At 69.2% G+C, this 14,099-nt stretch carries 13 protein-coding genes; 1 reads left to right on the top strand and 12 read right to left on the bottom strand.

Going from position 1 to position 14,099, the window contains the following annotated elements:
* Window positions 1-61: 61 nt before the first annotated feature.
* Window positions 62-1,162, bottom strand: coding sequence for an ABC transporter ATP-binding protein (locus tag AC1RVY_RS03660; RefSeq protein ID WP_492805341.1), 1,101 nt, complete (start codon window positions 1,160-1,162; stop codon window positions 62-64).
* Window positions 1,163-1,205: 43 nt separating this feature from the next.
* Complete coding sequence (gene gabT / locus AC1RVY_RS03655; RefSeq protein ID WP_492805339.1) at window positions 1,206-2,498, bottom strand: 4-aminobutyrate--2-oxoglutarate transaminase; 1,293 nt, start codon at window positions 2,496-2,498, stop codon at window positions 1,206-1,208.
* A gap of 188 nt (window positions 2,499-2,686) precedes the next feature.
* Here gabT and AC1RVY_RS03650 point away from each other — a divergent pair, with 188 nt between their 5' ends.
* On the top strand, window positions 2,687-4,105 hold the full coding sequence (locus AC1RVY_RS03650) for an aminotransferase-like domain-containing protein (RefSeq protein WP_218295179.1): 1,419 nt from the start codon (window positions 2,687-2,689) through the stop codon (window positions 4,103-4,105).
* Between the two features lie 105 nt (window positions 4,106-4,210).
* Here the strand turns inward: AC1RVY_RS03650 and AC1RVY_RS03645 are convergent, their stop codons facing one another.
* The 10 genes from AC1RVY_RS03645 to AC1RVY_RS03600 form a co-directional block, all read right to left on the bottom strand.
* Window positions 4,211-4,885, bottom strand: a complete 675-nt coding sequence (locus tag AC1RVY_RS03645; RefSeq protein ID WP_218295178.1) for a GntR family transcriptional regulator — start codon at window positions 4,883-4,885, stop codon at window positions 4,211-4,213.
* Window positions 4,886-4,989: 104 nt separating this feature from the next.
* Entirely contained in the window at window positions 4,990-5,991 is a 1,002-nt protein-coding gene (locus AC1RVY_RS03640) for a TRAP transporter substrate-binding protein (protein WP_492805337.1), read from the bottom strand.
* 57 nt (window positions 5,992-6,048) lie between these two features.
* On the bottom strand, window positions 6,049-7,314 hold the full coding sequence (locus AC1RVY_RS03635) for a TRAP transporter large permease (RefSeq protein WP_218295176.1): 1,266 nt from the start codon (window positions 7,312-7,314) through the stop codon (window positions 6,049-6,051).
* 16 nt (window positions 7,315-7,330) lie between these two features.
* Window positions 7,331-7,969, bottom strand: coding sequence for a TRAP transporter small permease (locus AC1RVY_RS03630; protein WP_492805335.1), 639 nt, complete (start codon window positions 7,967-7,969; stop codon window positions 7,331-7,333).
* Window positions 7,970-8,097: 128 nt separating this feature from the next.
* Window positions 8,098-9,144: an Ldh family oxidoreductase gene (locus AC1RVY_RS03625; protein ID WP_218295174.1), complete on the bottom strand. Its 1,047-nt coding sequence runs from the start codon at window positions 9,142-9,144 to the stop codon at window positions 8,098-8,100.
* Window positions 9,141-10,442, bottom strand: a complete 1,302-nt coding sequence (locus AC1RVY_RS03620) for an FAD-dependent oxidoreductase (protein ID WP_492805333.1) — start codon at window positions 10,440-10,442, stop codon at window positions 9,141-9,143. The genes AC1RVY_RS03625 and AC1RVY_RS03620 overlap by 4 nt, the downstream gene beginning before the upstream one ends.
* Window positions 10,439-10,714 carry a 2Fe-2S iron-sulfur cluster-binding protein gene (locus tag AC1RVY_RS03615; protein WP_492245322.1) on the bottom strand — a complete coding sequence of 92 codons (276 nt, stop codon included), beginning with the start codon at window positions 10,712-10,714 and terminating at the stop codon, window positions 10,439-10,441. The genes AC1RVY_RS03620 and AC1RVY_RS03615 overlap by 4 nt, the downstream gene beginning before the upstream one ends.
* Window positions 10,711-11,832, bottom strand: coding sequence for an NAD(P)/FAD-dependent oxidoreductase (locus AC1RVY_RS03610; RefSeq protein WP_492255305.1), 1,122 nt, complete (start codon window positions 11,830-11,832; stop codon window positions 10,711-10,713). The genes AC1RVY_RS03615 and AC1RVY_RS03610 overlap by 4 nt, the downstream gene beginning before the upstream one ends.
* Before the next feature lie 36 nt (window positions 11,833-11,868).
* Window positions 11,869-12,807, bottom strand: a complete 939-nt coding sequence (locus AC1RVY_RS03605; RefSeq protein ID WP_492805377.1) for a 4-hydroxyproline epimerase — start codon at window positions 12,805-12,807, stop codon at window positions 11,869-11,871.
* 85 nt (window positions 12,808-12,892) lie between these two features.
* On the bottom strand, window positions 12,893-14,035 hold the full coding sequence (locus AC1RVY_RS03600; RefSeq protein WP_492805331.1) for a branched-chain amino acid ABC transporter substrate-binding protein: 1,143 nt from the start codon (window positions 14,033-14,035) through the stop codon (window positions 12,893-12,895).
* Window positions 14,036-14,099 lie beyond the last annotated feature (64 nt).

The following is a 14,099-nucleotide window of genomic DNA, read 5'->3' as shown; positions in this document are numbered from 1 at the left end:
GTTGTGGAGGAACGGGGACTCGGGGACAGGGCTCGGAAACGGGGTGTGGCGGGGACAGTGCTCAAACGGCATAGATGCGCGTGGAGGCCGGTGGAAACTCCAGCAGCACGGCATCGCCCGGCTGCGGATGCATGCCCGTGCCGGTAGGGTTCAGGGGCAGTTTCACCACGGCCTGCTCCTGGCCGTGGCCCAGGTCGCACATCAGGCGCTGGTGGTCGCCGTAGTAAATGGTGCGCGCCACGGTCGCCGGGACGGCCGAGCCCCTGGGGTAGTGCGAGTGCGGGTGCAGCACGATGCGCTCGGGCCGCACGCAGGCCTGCACGGGGGCACCCCGGGCGGTCTGGTTCACGTTGACACCGGGCAGCAGGTGGCCGCCCGGCAGCTGGATGGCCGTCTCGGCGCCCGCGCCCTGCAGGGTGCCGGTGAGCACCGTGCTGTCGCCCACGAAACCGGCCACGAAGCGGTTGGCGGGGGTTTCATACAGCGCCTCCACGCTGGCCAGCTGCTGGATGACGCCTTCGTTGAACACGGCCACGCGGTCGCTCATGGTCAGCGCCTCGCCCTGGTCGTGGGTCACGTACACGAAGGTCACGCCCAGCTGGCGGTGCAGCTCCTTCAGTTCGATCTGCATGTGTTCGCGCAGCTGCTTGTCCAGGGCACCCAGGGGTTCGTCCATGAGCACGAGCTGGGGGTTGAACACCAGGGCGCGCGCCAGCGCAACGCGCTGCTGCTGACCGCCCGACAGGCGCGCGGGCAGGCGGTCGGCCATGCCGGTCAGGCGCACCATGTCCAGGGCCTTCTTCACGCGGTCGACCTGCTCGGCCCTGGGCACCTTGCGCACGGTGAGCGGGTAGGCCACGTTCTGCCCCACGGTGAGGTGCGGGAACAGCGCGTAGTTCTGGAACACCATGCCGAAGTTGCGCTTGTGGGGTGGCGTGCGCGTGATCTGCTTGCCATCGAGCAGGATGTCGCCCGCGGTGGGGGACTCAAACCCCGCCAGCATCATCAGCGTGGTGGTCTTGCCCGAGCCCGAGGGCCCCAGCAGGCTCAGGAACTCGCCGCGCTGGATGTCCAGGTCCAGCGCGCGCACCACCAGTTGTTCTCCGTCGTACGTCTTTTGCACGCCGCTGAAGCGGACCAGGGGCTCTGCCGATGGGTTCATGGTTGGGGGCACCTTGTAAGCAGAATGAAGGCCGGGCCGCATGTCAGCCCAGCGCGGCAAAGCTGTCGGCCAGGATGGCCAGGCCCTCGTCGAGCAGCTCGTTGGAGGCGGTCAGCGGCACCAGGATGCGGATCACGTTGCCGTAGGTTCCGCACGACAGCAGGATGAGCCCGCGCTGGGCGGCCTCGGCGACGACTTTCTTGGTCAGCGCGGCGTCGGGGCGGTGGACATCGCCGTTCTCGAACAGCTCGATGGCCACCATCGCGCCCAGCCCGCGCACGTCGCCGATGGCGGGTACTTTGGCGGCCATGCCTTTCAGCGCCCTGACCAGCAGCGCGCCCATGTCCTGGCTGCGGGCCAGCAGGTTTTCTTTCTCAAAGGCTTCGATCACGGCCAGCGCTGCGGCGCAGGCGACGGGGCTGCCCGCGTAGGTGCCGCCCAGGCCACCGGCCGCCGGGGCGTCGATGACGTCGGCGCGGCCCACCACCCCCGACAGCGGAAAGCCGCCCGCCAGCGATTTCGCGGTGGTGATGAGGTCCGGCGCCACGGGCCACTGCTCGCACGCAAACCAGGTGCCGGTGCGGCCTGCGCCGGTCTGCACTTCGTCGGCGATCAGCAGGATGCCATGGCGGTCTGCCAGGGCCTTGAGTCCGGTGATGAATTCGGGTGGCGCCACGTAGAAGCCGCCTTCGCCCTGCACGGGCTCAAGAATGAAGGCCGCCACACGCTCGGGCTCGATGTCGTTCTTGAAGATCAGCTCCACCGAGTGCAGCGCCTGCTCCACGCTGATGCCATGCAGTGCGTTGGGGAAGAGGGCGTGGTACACCTCGCCGGGGAAGGGGCCAAACCCCGTCTTGTACGGCACCACTTTGCCGGTCAGGCCCAGCGTGAGGTTGGTGCGGCCGTGGTAGCCGCCCGTGAAGGCGATCACGCCGGGGCGTTTGGTGTAGGCGCGGGCGATCTTGATGGCGTTTTCCACGGCCTCGGCGCCGGTGGTGAGCAGCAGGCTCTTCTTGGCAAACGCACCCGGGGCCAGGGTGTTCAGGCGCTCGCACACTTCCACGTAGGGCTCGTACGCCACCACCTGGAAGCAGGTGTGGGTGTACAGGTCGAGCTGCGCCTTCACGGCGGCGATCACACCCGCGTGCAGGTGGCCGGTGTTGAGCACGGCGATGCCGCCGGCGAAGTCGATGAAGCGGCGGCCTTCCACATCCCACAGTTCGGCGTTGCGGGCCTTCTGGACGAAGATGTCGTGGGCCTGGCCGACGCCCCGGGCCACGGCGGCATGGCGGCGGGCGAGGAGGGCGGCGTTGGTGAAGTGGCGGTCTTGCTGCATGGCGGTGGGCGGTGGTGTGAACACGGAATGAAGGAATGGGCGAATTCTGGAAGCCGCGCCGCGCACCGTCCATGTACAGCGGAGTGCGGTTTTGCGCGCACTGTGCAGGTCTAGAATCCTGTACAGGCAATCCCTGATCTGGTGTGCGCCAAGTCGGTGCACAATTCGCCCCCTTTTTGGCTCTCCTGATGCTCACTCTCAGCCCGGACCTCCAGACTCCCCTGGTCAGCCAGATCGTCGATGGTCTTCGGGGTCTCATCGCCGGGCAGGTGCTCAAGCCCGGCAGCAAACTGCCCTCCATCCGTGCCTTTGCCGCCGCCCATGGCGTGAGCGTGTTCACCGTGGTCGAGGCCTACGACCGCCTGGTGGCGCAAGGCTGGCTGGTGTCGCGCGCCAATGCGGGTTTCTTCGTGAAGCGCCGCAGCGAAGAAGGCGCCGTGCCCGGCGCCGGGCCTCAGGAGCGGCCGGTGCCCCGTTTTGACGCACGCTGGTACCTCAAGCAGATCTTTGAAAACCGCAACCTGCCCATGAAACCGGGTTGCGGCTGGCTGCCGCACGACTGGCTGTTCGGCGATGCCGTGCGCCGCAGCATGCGCCAGCTCTCTTCCGACGGCCCCGAGCTCGACGGCTATGGCCTGCCGCATGGCCACATGGCGCTGCGCATGGTGGTGGCCGAGTCGCTGGCCGAGCACCATCTGGCGGTGGACGCCGACCAGGTGCTGCTCACGCAGGGCTCCAGCCAGGCGCTCGACCTCGTGGCGCGGCGCCTCGTCAAACCCGGCGATGTGGTGCTGGTGGATGACCCCGGCTATCCCAACCTGCTGTTCATGCTGCGCTTCGCGGGCGCGCACCCGGTAGGGGTGCCGCGCACGGCGGGGGGCTATGACCTGCTCGCGCTGGAAGCCCTGCTGGCCGCGCACAAGCCCACGGTGTTCTTCACGCAGCCGCGCCTGCAGAGCCCGACCTGCTCGGTGGCCTCGGTGGCGCATCTGCACCGCCTGCTGCAGTTGGCCGAGCAGCATGGTTTCATGCTGGTCGAGAACGACATCTATGCCGATATGGACACCGGCGTGCGCCCCTCGCTCGCCAGCCTGGACCAGCTGCGCCGGGTGATCTACCTGGGCAGCTTCTCCAAGACCATCTCGCCGAACCTGCGCACGGGCTTCGTGGCGGCGCGGGGCGACCTGCTGGACGAGCTGGTGCAGCTCAAGATGATCTCGGGGCTCACATCGTCCGAGATCACCGAGCGCATCACCTTCGGCGTGGTGACGGATGGCCGCTGGCGCAAGCACCTCAAGTCCCTGCGCGAGCGCCTGGCCGAGGCGCACGGCGTGGTGGGGCGGCGGTTGCTGAACCTGGGCTTCGAGCTCTTCCATGAGCCCGAGGCGGGCATGTACCTGTGGGCCCGCCACCCCGATCTGCCCGACAGCGCGGAGCTGTCGAAGGAGGCCACGGGCGCGGGCATCATGCTCGGCCCGGGCCAGTTGTTCCTGGTGGAGCCGCGCCCCACGGGCTGGCTGCGCTTCAACGTGTCGTTCAGCCAGGACGAGCGCATGTGGCGCTTCCTGGAGCAGCGCATCCTGCTGGGGCAGCAGGTGGCGGAGTAGCTGGCGGCAGGCTGCTGGATTCAGTGCCTTTCAGGCCCCAGGCGCAGAGTGGTAAAGCGCTGGAGGCTATCCTATTTATAGCAAATCGGTGCTCTGTGCCCTGTCTTACTGGTCGATGATGCGCCGCGCGAACCGCTCCAGGTAGTCCATGAGCTGCTCCGCACCGGCCACGGCCCTCGCTTCGTCGCCCGTGGCGATGCCCTGGGCCAGGTGCATGTGGGCGCGCGCGCCCTCGGACACCTCGCCCTCGTGCTGGTAGGCGTACCAGAACCGGCGGCACTGCACGATGAGCGGCGACACGCATTTGACGGCCGAGTGGTTCTGGCTGGCCTGGTGCGTCACCACGTCCAGCTCGTGGTCGGCCAGCATGTAGTCGTCCAGATGGCCGCGCGCGGCGGCGTCCACCATCTTTTCCGCGCAGCGCACGATGGCCTGGCGCTGCGGCGCGGTGGCGCGGCGTGCCGCGCACGAGGCAACCAGGCGTTCCAGCACGCGGCGTGTCTGGATCACGTCCAGGTGGTCGGCCAGGTCGATGTGCGACACCAGCAGCCCGCGCCGGGGCTGCTGCGCGATGAGTCCGATGGAGACCATGCGCAGCAGCGCCTCGCGCACCGGGGTGCGGCCCAGGCCGGTGCTTTCGGCGATCTCGGCCTCGACCACCGGACTGCCGGGCTGCAGCTGCAGCGTGGAGATCATGGCTTCGATGGCGTCGTAGGCCACGTCGGCCGCGCGCCGTTTGGGGGCGGGGTCTCGCGGGAGGGATGCGCTGCTCGGTTTCATGCTGGGGGAATGGCGTTCGTTGTCCTGGCCGCGGGGGCGCGGTGCCGCATCTTAGAACCTGTTGGCGGTCCGTGGCACGGGGAGCGCTCCCGCCCGCACCCTTCCTACAGGCCCGCGCCCGCCTTGCGCAGCTCGGCGATCTGAGGAGCCTTGGGCAGCCACAGCTTGTCGAACTCCTGGATGATGCCGTCGGGGTTGTAGCTGGAGGCGCTCTTGAACGCGATGCCCGAGCCCTTGAACTTCTCGATCAGGCCGGCTTCCGTGGTGACGATGTCGTTGATCTGGGCGTCCAGCGTCTGGGCCACCAGCTTGCGGATCAGCTCCTTGTCCTTGGCATCCAGGCCCTGCCAGATGCGGCCCGACACCAGCGGGGCAAAGGGCATGAAGAGGGCGTTCATCTGCAGCAGGGTCTTGGAAACCTTGTCGAAGCGCTGGTTCCACGAGAACTCGATGTCGGCTTCCAGCCCATCCACCTGGCCGTTGCTCATGGCGTCGAACACGGCGGGCGTGGGAATGGGCGTCGGGGCGGCGCCCAGCAACTGGTAGAAGTCGCGGTACACGGGGGTGGGGTTGATGCGCAGCTTCATGCCCTTGAGGTCGGTCGGCGCCGCGATGTCCTTGGTGGCGAACACCGCGCGCATGCCGGTGATGCCCCAGCCCAGCCCGATGGTGCCGGTCTCGCGCGGCAGCACCTCCAGCAGCTTCAGCGCGGCGGGGGTGCGCACCAGCTTGGCTACCGCGGGGGTCGAGCGCACCAGGTAGGGCGCGTTGATGGCCGCCACGCTCGCCACCCGCGAGCCCAGCTCTGCGGCCTGGATCCAGCCCATGTCCAGGGCGCCGGATTGCAGCTGCTGCATCATGGCCGTCTCGTTGCCCAGCTGGCCCGAGTGGAACACGGTCACGCTCAGGCGGCCATCGGTCTCTTTCTTCAGCGCTTCGCCGAACTGCAGCGCGGCGCGGTTCCATGAGTGCCCCGCCGGGGTGATCAGGCCCAGGCGGAATTCCTTGGCATCGGCGGCGAGCACGACGGACGGAAAGCCCAGCGGGGCCGCTGCGGCGGCTGCCGCGGCGGTGGACTGGATGAAGTGGCGGCGGGAAATGGTCATGGTGAACTCCTGGAGGTTGTGCGAGGCAATGCGAAGAGGGCGAAGGGATGGAGCCGCTTACTTGATCAGGGCAAGCGACAGGCTGGGGAACAGGGAGAGCATCACCAGCGCCACGCAGCTGATGAGGAAGAAGGGCAGGGTGACGATGAACATCTTGCCGGGCTTGGCGCCGGTGACGGCGGCCGCGACGAAGAAGCTCAGCCCCACGGGCGGCGACATCAGGCCCAGCACCAGGTTGATCACCACCACCACGCCGAAGTGGCGCGGGTCGATGTGGTAGATGTCGGTGGCGATGGGCAGCAGGATGGGCACGGTCATGATCAGCCCGGGGATGCCGTCGATCACGGTGCCGATGACCAGCAGGATGACGTTGACCAGCAGCAGGAAGGTGATCGGGTCGTGCGCCACGGTCTGGATCCAGGCCGCCACCATCTGCGGCACCTTGCCGTAGATCAGCAGCCAGGAAAACACCGCGGCGGCGGCCACCAGGAACAGCACGATGGCCGAGTAGATGGCCGAGCGCAACAGGATGGCGGGCATGGAGCCGAGCCGGAATTCCTTGGTCACATACCGCCCCACCAGCGCCGCGGCCAGGGCGCCCACGGCGGCCGCTTCGGTCGGATTGGCCAAGCCGCCCAGGATGGAGCCCACGATCACGATCGGGATCAGCAGGGTGGGGCTGGATGTCACCACGGTGCGGGCCCGCTGCGCCAGCGTGCGCCTTTCGCTGCGCGGGTAGTCGTAGATGAAACCCATCAGCGCGATGATGATGAAGAACAGGATGGTGAGCAGGATGCCCGGCAGGATGCCCGCGATGAGCATGTCGCCCACGGCCACCTGTGCCAGCACGCTGTAGACCACGAACATCACCGAAGGTGGAATGATCGGCCCCAGCATGCCGCCGTAGACCGTGAGGCCGGCGGCGAAGGTCTTGTCGTAGCCCTGCTTTTCCATCTCGGGCACCATCACCTGGGACATGATGGCCACCTGGGCCGTGGCCGAGCCGATGATGGACGAGACCAGCATGTTGGCCAGGATGTTCACGTAGGCCAAGCCCCCCTTGACGGAGCCGACGAAGGCCATCGACATGTCCACCAGGCGGCGCGTGATGCCGCCGCTGTTCATAATCTCGCCGATCAGGATGAACAGCGGAATGGCGATGAGCCCATAGCTGTCCACCCCCGCGAACATCTGCATGGGAAAGGACTGGAACAGCACGGTGTTGCCGGTGCTGAAGATGTACGCGATGCCCGAGATGCACAGGCACACGCCGATGGGCACGCCCACCATGAGGGCCGCGCAGAAGAAGAGGGAAGTGAACATGGGGCGGGCTCCGGGGTCAGTTCACGGCGTCGGCGCTGACGACGTCGAAACCAGGGTGGCTGCGGCGCGGTGCCAGGCCCATGTCCTCGATGAGGTTGGCCAGCGCGTGCAGCGTGAAGGTGAGGGAAAACAGCGGCAGGATCAGCTGCAGCACCCAGGTGGGCCAGTTCAGGGTCTGGGTGCGCTCGGTATAGAGGAAGTTGAAGGTCTCGGCACCGAATTCCTTGGCGTCGAAGCCGTAGCGGGCGATGCCCACCGGGTCCATCCACAGCCAGCACATCACCAGCATGGCGATGCCAAACAGCAGCACCCCCGTGGTGGCGATGACCTTGGCCGCCTTGGCCCATTTCTCGGAGAGCTTCTCGGTCAGCATGCCCACCGCGAAGTCCATGCGCAGCCGTGTCATCACCGAGGCCCCCACGAAGGTCAGCCAGACCACGGTGTAGACCGCCGCTTCGTCGATCCAGTAAATGGGAAAGCCGGTGTAGCGGGTGGCCACGTTCAGCAGGATCAGCGCCACCAGCAAGGTCATCAGGCCGGTGAGGCAGTTGCGCTCCGCGCGCAGCACCAGGCTGGACAGGGCGAGGACCGCGCGGGCCGGCGCTGCGGGCGCGGGCCCGCCGGGTGGGGTGGGAGAGGCGGTGGCGGTGGACATGGGGTGGACTCCGTGGTCTGGGTGTCGGGAATGGGGCGCCGGTTTAAATATCTTCTTGATATATGTAGAAGCAAGATGAATGCCCGCGGGTGGCGCGCGTACCGGTCGGCGCGCCCGCGCTGCCGGGTTCAGCCTGCCATCGCGAGGATCTCTTCGTAGAGGGCGCGCGGCACCGCCGCGCCCTCGGCCAGGCTGAGCGCCCGGGCGGCGAAGCGGCGCTGCGAGGGCAGCCGGGCGCCCTGGCCGGTGATGGCATCGAACATCGCCTCGGCACGCGCCTGGTGGGGGGCCGCATCGCCGCCCGCAAACTGGGCGGGGTCGAAGGCCAGCACCAGTTCGCCATGCAGGGGCGTGGCGCCGGCGCCCGCGTCGTGGGCGATGGATTCGCGGCTGGTCCAGTCGCCGATCAGCGTGCCGGCCATGAGCTCGACCATGGTGGCCAGGGCCGAGCCCTTGTGCCCGCCAAAGGTGCGCATGGCGCCCCGGGCCACGGCCACCGGATCGGTGGAAGGCCGGCCCTGGCCGTCCACCCCGCAGCCCTCGGGCAGGGGCTGGCCCGCGCGGCGGTGCAGCTCCAGGTCGCCGCGCGCGATGGCGCTGGTGGCGAAGTCGAACACATAGGGGTGGGGCCCCGGGCGTGGCCAGCCGAAGGCGATGGGGTTGGTGCCGAAGACGGGCTGGTGCCCGCCGGCCGGCGCCACCCAGGCGTGGCTGGGCGTGAGTGCCAGGGCCGCCAGGCCGTGGGCGGTGAGGGCCTCGATCTCGGGCCACAGTGCCGAGAAGTGCACGCAGCGGTTGATGACCAGCGCACCCATGCCGTGGCGGCGGGTGGCCTCCACCAGCGCGGGCAGGCCTTGTTCGAAAGCCAGGGGTGAAAACGCCCCCTGGGCGTCCACCCGCACCACCGGGCCGGCGCCCGCCTGCAGCACTGGCAGGGCCTGCAGCTCCACCTTGCCGGTGCGCACCGTGTGGGCACAGCTGGTGAGCCGGTAGACGCCGTGCGACTGGCAGGCATCACGCTGCCCGGCCACGATGACGCGGGCCATGGCGCCCGCGTGGGCTTCGCCCAGGCCCAGACGCAGCAGCACGGCACGCGCCAGGGCCATCAGGTCGTCCAGGGGGACGTGCACCATCGCGGAGCTGGCGGGGGCGGGAAGGGGAGTGGTGTCGTTCATGGGCGGATGCCGGTGGATTCGTCCACCGGGATGGGGCATTGCGCCAGCGTGCCGATGCGCGCGGGCGCCAGCAGATGGCGGGGTGGGGCGGGCGTCCAGCCGAACAGCGCATGGGTGGCGGCACCACACACGCGGCCCTGGCAGGCGCCCATGCCGCAGCGCGTGTGCAGCTTGGCGTCGATCCAGCTGCTGCGGGAGGCCAGCTCGCGCAAGGGCACGTCTTCGCAGCGGCAGACGAGGGTGTCCGGGGCGGCCAGCTGGCGCACCGCCTCGCCGAGCTCGAACTGGGTGCGCAGCAGGTCCGCGAAACCTTGCCAGCGGGCCAGGGCGGCTTGGCGGGCCTGGGCCCGGGCCGTGTCGCCCGCGGCGGCATGCCCCGCGATGGCGCCCTGTGCCAGCGCGCGTTCGCTGCCGCCAAAGCCGGTGCATTCCCCTGCGGCATACACATGGGGCACGCTGGTGGCCATGAGGCTGTCCACCTGCAGGCCTTGGCGATCGTTGAGCGCGCAGCCCAGCAGTTGGCCCATCTGGGTGTTGGGCACCAGCCCAAAGCCGCAGGCAAGCCGGTCGCAGGCCAGGGTTTCCTGGCGCGTGCCGCGCTGGATCCGCACGGCCTCCAGCCGGCCCTGGCCCTGTGCATGCAGCACGTGGCTGGAGGCGCGCCAGTGGTGGTTGAACAGGGTCGTTGCCTGCAGCGCCTTGGCGGGCCAGCGCGGCAGCTGCAGCGCGAAGGCGGCCAGGGCCCGCCAGGAAGCCTGTTCGGCAATGCGGATGACCTGGGCGCCGGCCTTGCGGGCGGTGTCGGCGCAGGCCAGCAGCAGGGGACCGGTGCCGGCCACCACGATGCGCTGGCCCTGCACCGGCAAGCCGGCCTTGATCAGCGCCTGCAGTCCGCCGGCGCCGGTCACGCCGGGTAGCGTCCAGCCGGGAAAGGGCAGCAGCAGCTCCCGTGCTCCGTTGCACAGCACCAGGCGGTGGCTGTGCTGGATCCAGCCCTGTTCGGCGTCTTCCAGCAGCAAGGCGGGGGCATCTTGCGGCGCCGAGGGGCCACCCAGCCCCACCACGCGCGTGCCGCACAGCAGGCGGATGTTCGGGTAGCGCTCCAGCGCCTCGCGGTGCTGGCGAGCGAGCGGGGGCAGGGTGCTGCCGGGGCCGTCGCGCCAGATCTGTCCGCCGGGATGGATGTTGTCGTCCACGAGGGTGATGGCAAGGCCCCGGGGCGCCGCCGCCAGGGCGGCCGCCATGCCGGCGGGACCGGCGCCGATGATCAGCAGATCGCAGCGCTGGTGGGGGGTCATGGCATGCCTGCCTGCGGCTGGCCGCGTGTGTCGATCACCATGCCGTCGGTGCACAGGGTCTGGCAGGCCAGGCGCTGGCGGCCGTCCACAAGCACCCGGCACTCGTGGCAGATGCCCATGCCGCAGAAAGGCGCACGGCGCTCGCCGGTGACCGACGTGCGGGCGCAGCCCGGAGGCAGCAGGGCCAGGGCCGCCGCGACGCTGTGGCCCGGTGCCAGCTCGATGGTGGTGCCGTCGATGACGGCGTGTACCAGGGGAGTGGATGTGCTCATGCCGCCAGGCCTTCCAGGCTGAAGCGCTGCGCCGCGAAGGGGGCGGGGTCCAGGGGCAGGGGGCCACCGGTCAGCTGCGCCGCCAGTAACTCGGCGGTGGCGGGGGCGGTGGTCACGCCCAGGCCTTCGTGGCCCACGGCCAGCCAGAGCTGGTCGCGGGTGGGGTGGCGCCCGATGATGGGCAGGCTGTCGGGCGTGGTGGCGCGAAATCCCGTCCAGGTGCGGATGGCGTTCAGCCCGGCCAGGCCGGGCATGTAGTCCAAGGCGCGGCGCAGCATCCGGGCCAGCACGTCCTGGTCGATGGCCGGGTCGGTGGTGTCGAACTGGCGCGATGAGCCCAGCAGCAGTTGCCCGGTGGGCCGGGGCTGCAGGTTGAACGCCACGGAGGTGCCGTCGGTCTGGTGGGCGTTGCTGATGTAGCCCAGCTCCACCAGCTGGTGCCGCACCACGCCGGGGTAGCGGTCGGTGATGAGCAGGTGGCCCTTCTTGGGCCGGATGGGGAGCTCGGGGCACAAGCGCGTGGCATGGATGCCGGCGGCCAGCACCACGGCCTGGGCTTCGCGCCAGCTGCCGTCCACCAGCTGCACCCGGCCGCCCTCGATGCGGCATGCCTCGGCCTGCTCGACGCGGATCTGGCGCGGTGCCTGCTGCAGCAGCCACTGGGCGGCATTGGGGGCATACACCACGCTGTCGCCGGGCACCTTCAGTGCGCCCCGCAGTCCGGGGCGCAGGGCGGGTTCCAGGCGCCGCAGGGTGGCGGCGTCCAGCAGTTCACAGGGCAGGCCGTGGCGCTGCAGGCGCTGGGCTTTTTCTTCGGCGCCGGCCATCTCGGCGTCGTTGGCGGCCAGCCAGAGCGTGCCGCAGTTGGTGTAGGCGCAGCCAGGCTGGTCGGCCGTCATCCGTGGTCCCCACGCATGCCAGAGCGCCAGGGATGCCTGGCTCAGCGCCAGCTCGGCGGGGTTGTCGTCCATCACCACCAGGTGGCCCATGCCGGCCGCCGTGGCGCCGCCCAGCCGGGCGTCCAGCACCAGCACATGCAGGCCACGGCCTGCGAGGACATGGGCGCAGGCCGCGCCGACGATGCCTGCTCCGATGACGATGACGTCCGCGTGTCGCATGGTGCCTGCCGGGTGGGTGTGCCTGAAAAGGGGGGCTTAGAGCCGGATGCCCCAGCCGAAGGGGTCGCTGGCCTCGATCAGCAGCGTGGCCTCGGCGCTCATGTGGGCCGTGCCGCGCAGCGTGGGGATGATCCTGCCGGCCTGGGTGTCGGGTTCGTAGCGCGCCTCGAAGCTGCTGCCGATGATGCTGGCCTGGCGCCACGCTTGGCCGGGCTGCAGCGTGCCGTCGGCCGCCAGGCAGGCCAGCTTGGCGCTGGTGCCGGTGCCGCAGGGCGAGCGGTCGTAGGCGCGGCCCGGGCAGAGCACGAAGTTGCGGCTGTCGGCCACGTCGTCGTCGGCAAAGAGCTCGATGTGGTCGATCTCGCCGCCGTTGTCGCCGCGGACGCCCTGGTCCTTCAGGGCCTGCTGGATGGCGCTGGTGTAGTCGGTCAGCGCCTGCAGGTTGTCGCTGGCCACGCGCTGGCCGTGCCCGCTCATCAGAAAGAACCAGTTGCCGCCCCAGGCCACGTCGCCCGTGACGGTGCCGATGCCAGGCACCGTGAGCGACAGGCCCTGGTGCAGCCGGTAGGCCGGCACGTTGCGCACGCTGACCGAGCCGTCCTCGTGCAGCGTGGTCATCACCGTGCCCACGGGCGTCTCGATGCCGTGCTCGCCCGGCTCGATGCGGCCCAGGTAGGCCAGCGAGGCCACCAGGCCGATGGTGCCGTGGCCGCACATGCCGAGGTAGCCGGTGTTGTTGAAGAAGATCACGCCCGCCGCATTGGCCGGGTTCTGCGGCGCGCACAGCAGCGCGCCCACGATCACGTCGTTGCCGCGCGGCTCGAGCACCGTGGCCGCGCGCCAGGCATCGTGCTGGCTGGCCAGCAGGGCGCGGCGCTCGGCCATGCTGCCGGTGCCCAGGTCGGGAAAGCCGCCCACCACGAGCCGCGTGGGTTCACCCCCGGTGTGGGAGTCGAGGATCTGTATGCGTTGCATGCGGGTGTCGTGGGTCATGGTCGGTCACATCGCAGAAAGGTGCAGGCATCGTAGCGGCGGGCCGCCACGATTTCGCGGCGGAGTTTCAATAGCTGGCCAGCGGCACGGGGGCGGCGTTCTTGAACGTGAGCACCGTGATGGGAGCCTGCTTGAGGTTGCCCTTGTCGTCGTAGGCATAGGTGCCCGCCACGCCCTGGTGGCTGCCCTGGAGCATCTGCGCGCCGACCTTGGCGGGTTCCACGGACTGGGCTTTCTGCATGGCATCGGCCATGAACATCACCTGGTCGTAGTAGGAAGCCGCGTAGGCATCGGCATCCAGCTTGAAGCGCGCCTTGTATTTCGCCTTGAAGGCCGGGCCGCTCGCGGCCTTGTCGAGCATGGTGCCGCCCTGGGCGCAGAACACGGTGTCGTTCACCGCTTCGCCACCGAGCTTGCCGACCTCGGGGCTGCACAGCGTGTCGCCACCCAAGAGCTTGGCCGTGAGGCCCAGCTGCTTCATCTGCCGCGCCATGGGCGCGGCCTGCGGGGCGTAGCCGCCAAAGAAGATGGCCTGCGGCTGCTTGCCCTTGAGGCTGGTGAGGATGGACAGGAAATCGGTGGACTTGTCGGTCGTGAACTCCTGGCCCACCACGGTCAGGCCCTGCTTCTTCGCCTCCTTGGTGAACTGGTCGGCCACGCCCTGGCCGAAGGCGGTGCGGTCGTCGATCACCGCCACCTGCTTGACCTTGAGCACCTGGGCGGCATACACGGCCATGTTCGAGCCGATCTGGGTGTCGCTGGCGATGATGCGGAACAGGTTCTTGTAGCCGTTCTCGGTGACCTTGGGGTTGGTGCCCACGGTGGAGACCATGGCCCCGCCTTCGCTGTAGACACGTGAGGCGGGAATGGCCACGCCCGAGCAGTACGGTCCCATGACGAACTTCACGCCGCTGTCCACCAGCTTCTGCGCCACGCTCACTCCGGTGCGGGCGTCGCACTGGTCGTCCTCGGACACGAGGTCGAACTTCAGGGTCTTGCCCCCCACCACGATCTTCTTCGCGTTGAGCTCCTCGACGGCCAGGCGCACGCCGTTCTCGTTGTCCTTGCCCGCGAAGGCATTGGGGCCAGAGAGCGGGCCGCTGTGGCCGATCTTGACCAGCTGTTCCTGGGCGCCGGCATGTGTGGCCAGCATCAGCGCCGCAATGGCGGCGGGCGTCAGGGTCCGAAATCCGAAAGATGCACGTGTCATGGGAAACCTCTTGTGTGTGCGAAGGGGAAGGGCCGCTGTTGTCTCCTGCGGCCCGGGGGGCAGC

The organism is Acidovorax sp. GW821-FHT11A03 (assembly GCF_058809075.1).
This window is presented reverse-complemented; position numbering and strand designations above follow the sequence as displayed.

Coding starts and splice junctions, on each gene's coding strand:
- AC1RVY_RS03660 (WP_492805341.1), bottom strand. CDS start 1,162: ATGAACCCATCGGCAGAGCCCCTGGTCCGCTTCAGCGGCGTGCAAAAG.
- gabT (WP_492805339.1), bottom strand. CDS start 2,498: ATGCAGCAAGACCGCCACTTCACCAACGCCGCCCTCCTCGCCCGCCGC.
- AC1RVY_RS03650 (WP_218295179.1), top strand. CDS start 2,687: ATGCTCACTCTCAGCCCGGACCTCCAGACTCCCCTGGTCAGCCAGATC.
- AC1RVY_RS03645 (WP_218295178.1), bottom strand. CDS start 4,885: ATGAAACCGAGCAGCGCATCCCTCCCGCGAGACCCCGCCCCCAAACGG.
- AC1RVY_RS03640 (WP_492805337.1), bottom strand. CDS start 5,991: ATGACCATTTCCCGCCGCCACTTCATCCAGTCCACCGCCGCGGCAGCC.
- AC1RVY_RS03635 (WP_218295176.1), bottom strand. CDS start 7,314: ATGTTCACTTCCCTCTTCTTCTGCGCGGCCCTCATGGTGGGCGTGCCC.
- AC1RVY_RS03630 (WP_492805335.1), bottom strand. CDS start 7,969: ATGTCCACCGCCACCGCCTCTCCCACCCCACCCGGCGGGCCCGCGCCC.
- AC1RVY_RS03625 (WP_218295174.1), bottom strand. CDS start 9,144: ATGAACGACACCACTCCCCTTCCCGCCCCCGCCAGCTCCGCGATGGTG.
- AC1RVY_RS03620 (WP_492805333.1), bottom strand. CDS start 10,442: ATGACCCCCCACCAGCGCTGCGATCTGCTGATCATCGGCGCCGGTCCC.
- AC1RVY_RS03615 (WP_492245322.1), bottom strand. CDS start 10,714: ATGAGCACATCCACTCCCCTGGTACACGCCGTCATCGACGGCACCACC.
- AC1RVY_RS03610 (WP_492255305.1), bottom strand. CDS start 11,832: ATGCGACACGCGGACGTCATCGTCATCGGAGCAGGCATCGTCGGCGCG.
- AC1RVY_RS03605 (WP_492805377.1), bottom strand. CDS start 12,807: ATGCAACGCATACAGATCCTCGACTCCCACACCGGGGGTGAACCCACG.
- AC1RVY_RS03600 (WP_492805331.1), bottom strand. CDS start 14,035: ATGACACGTGCATCTTTCGGATTTCGGACCCTGACGCCCGCCGCCATT.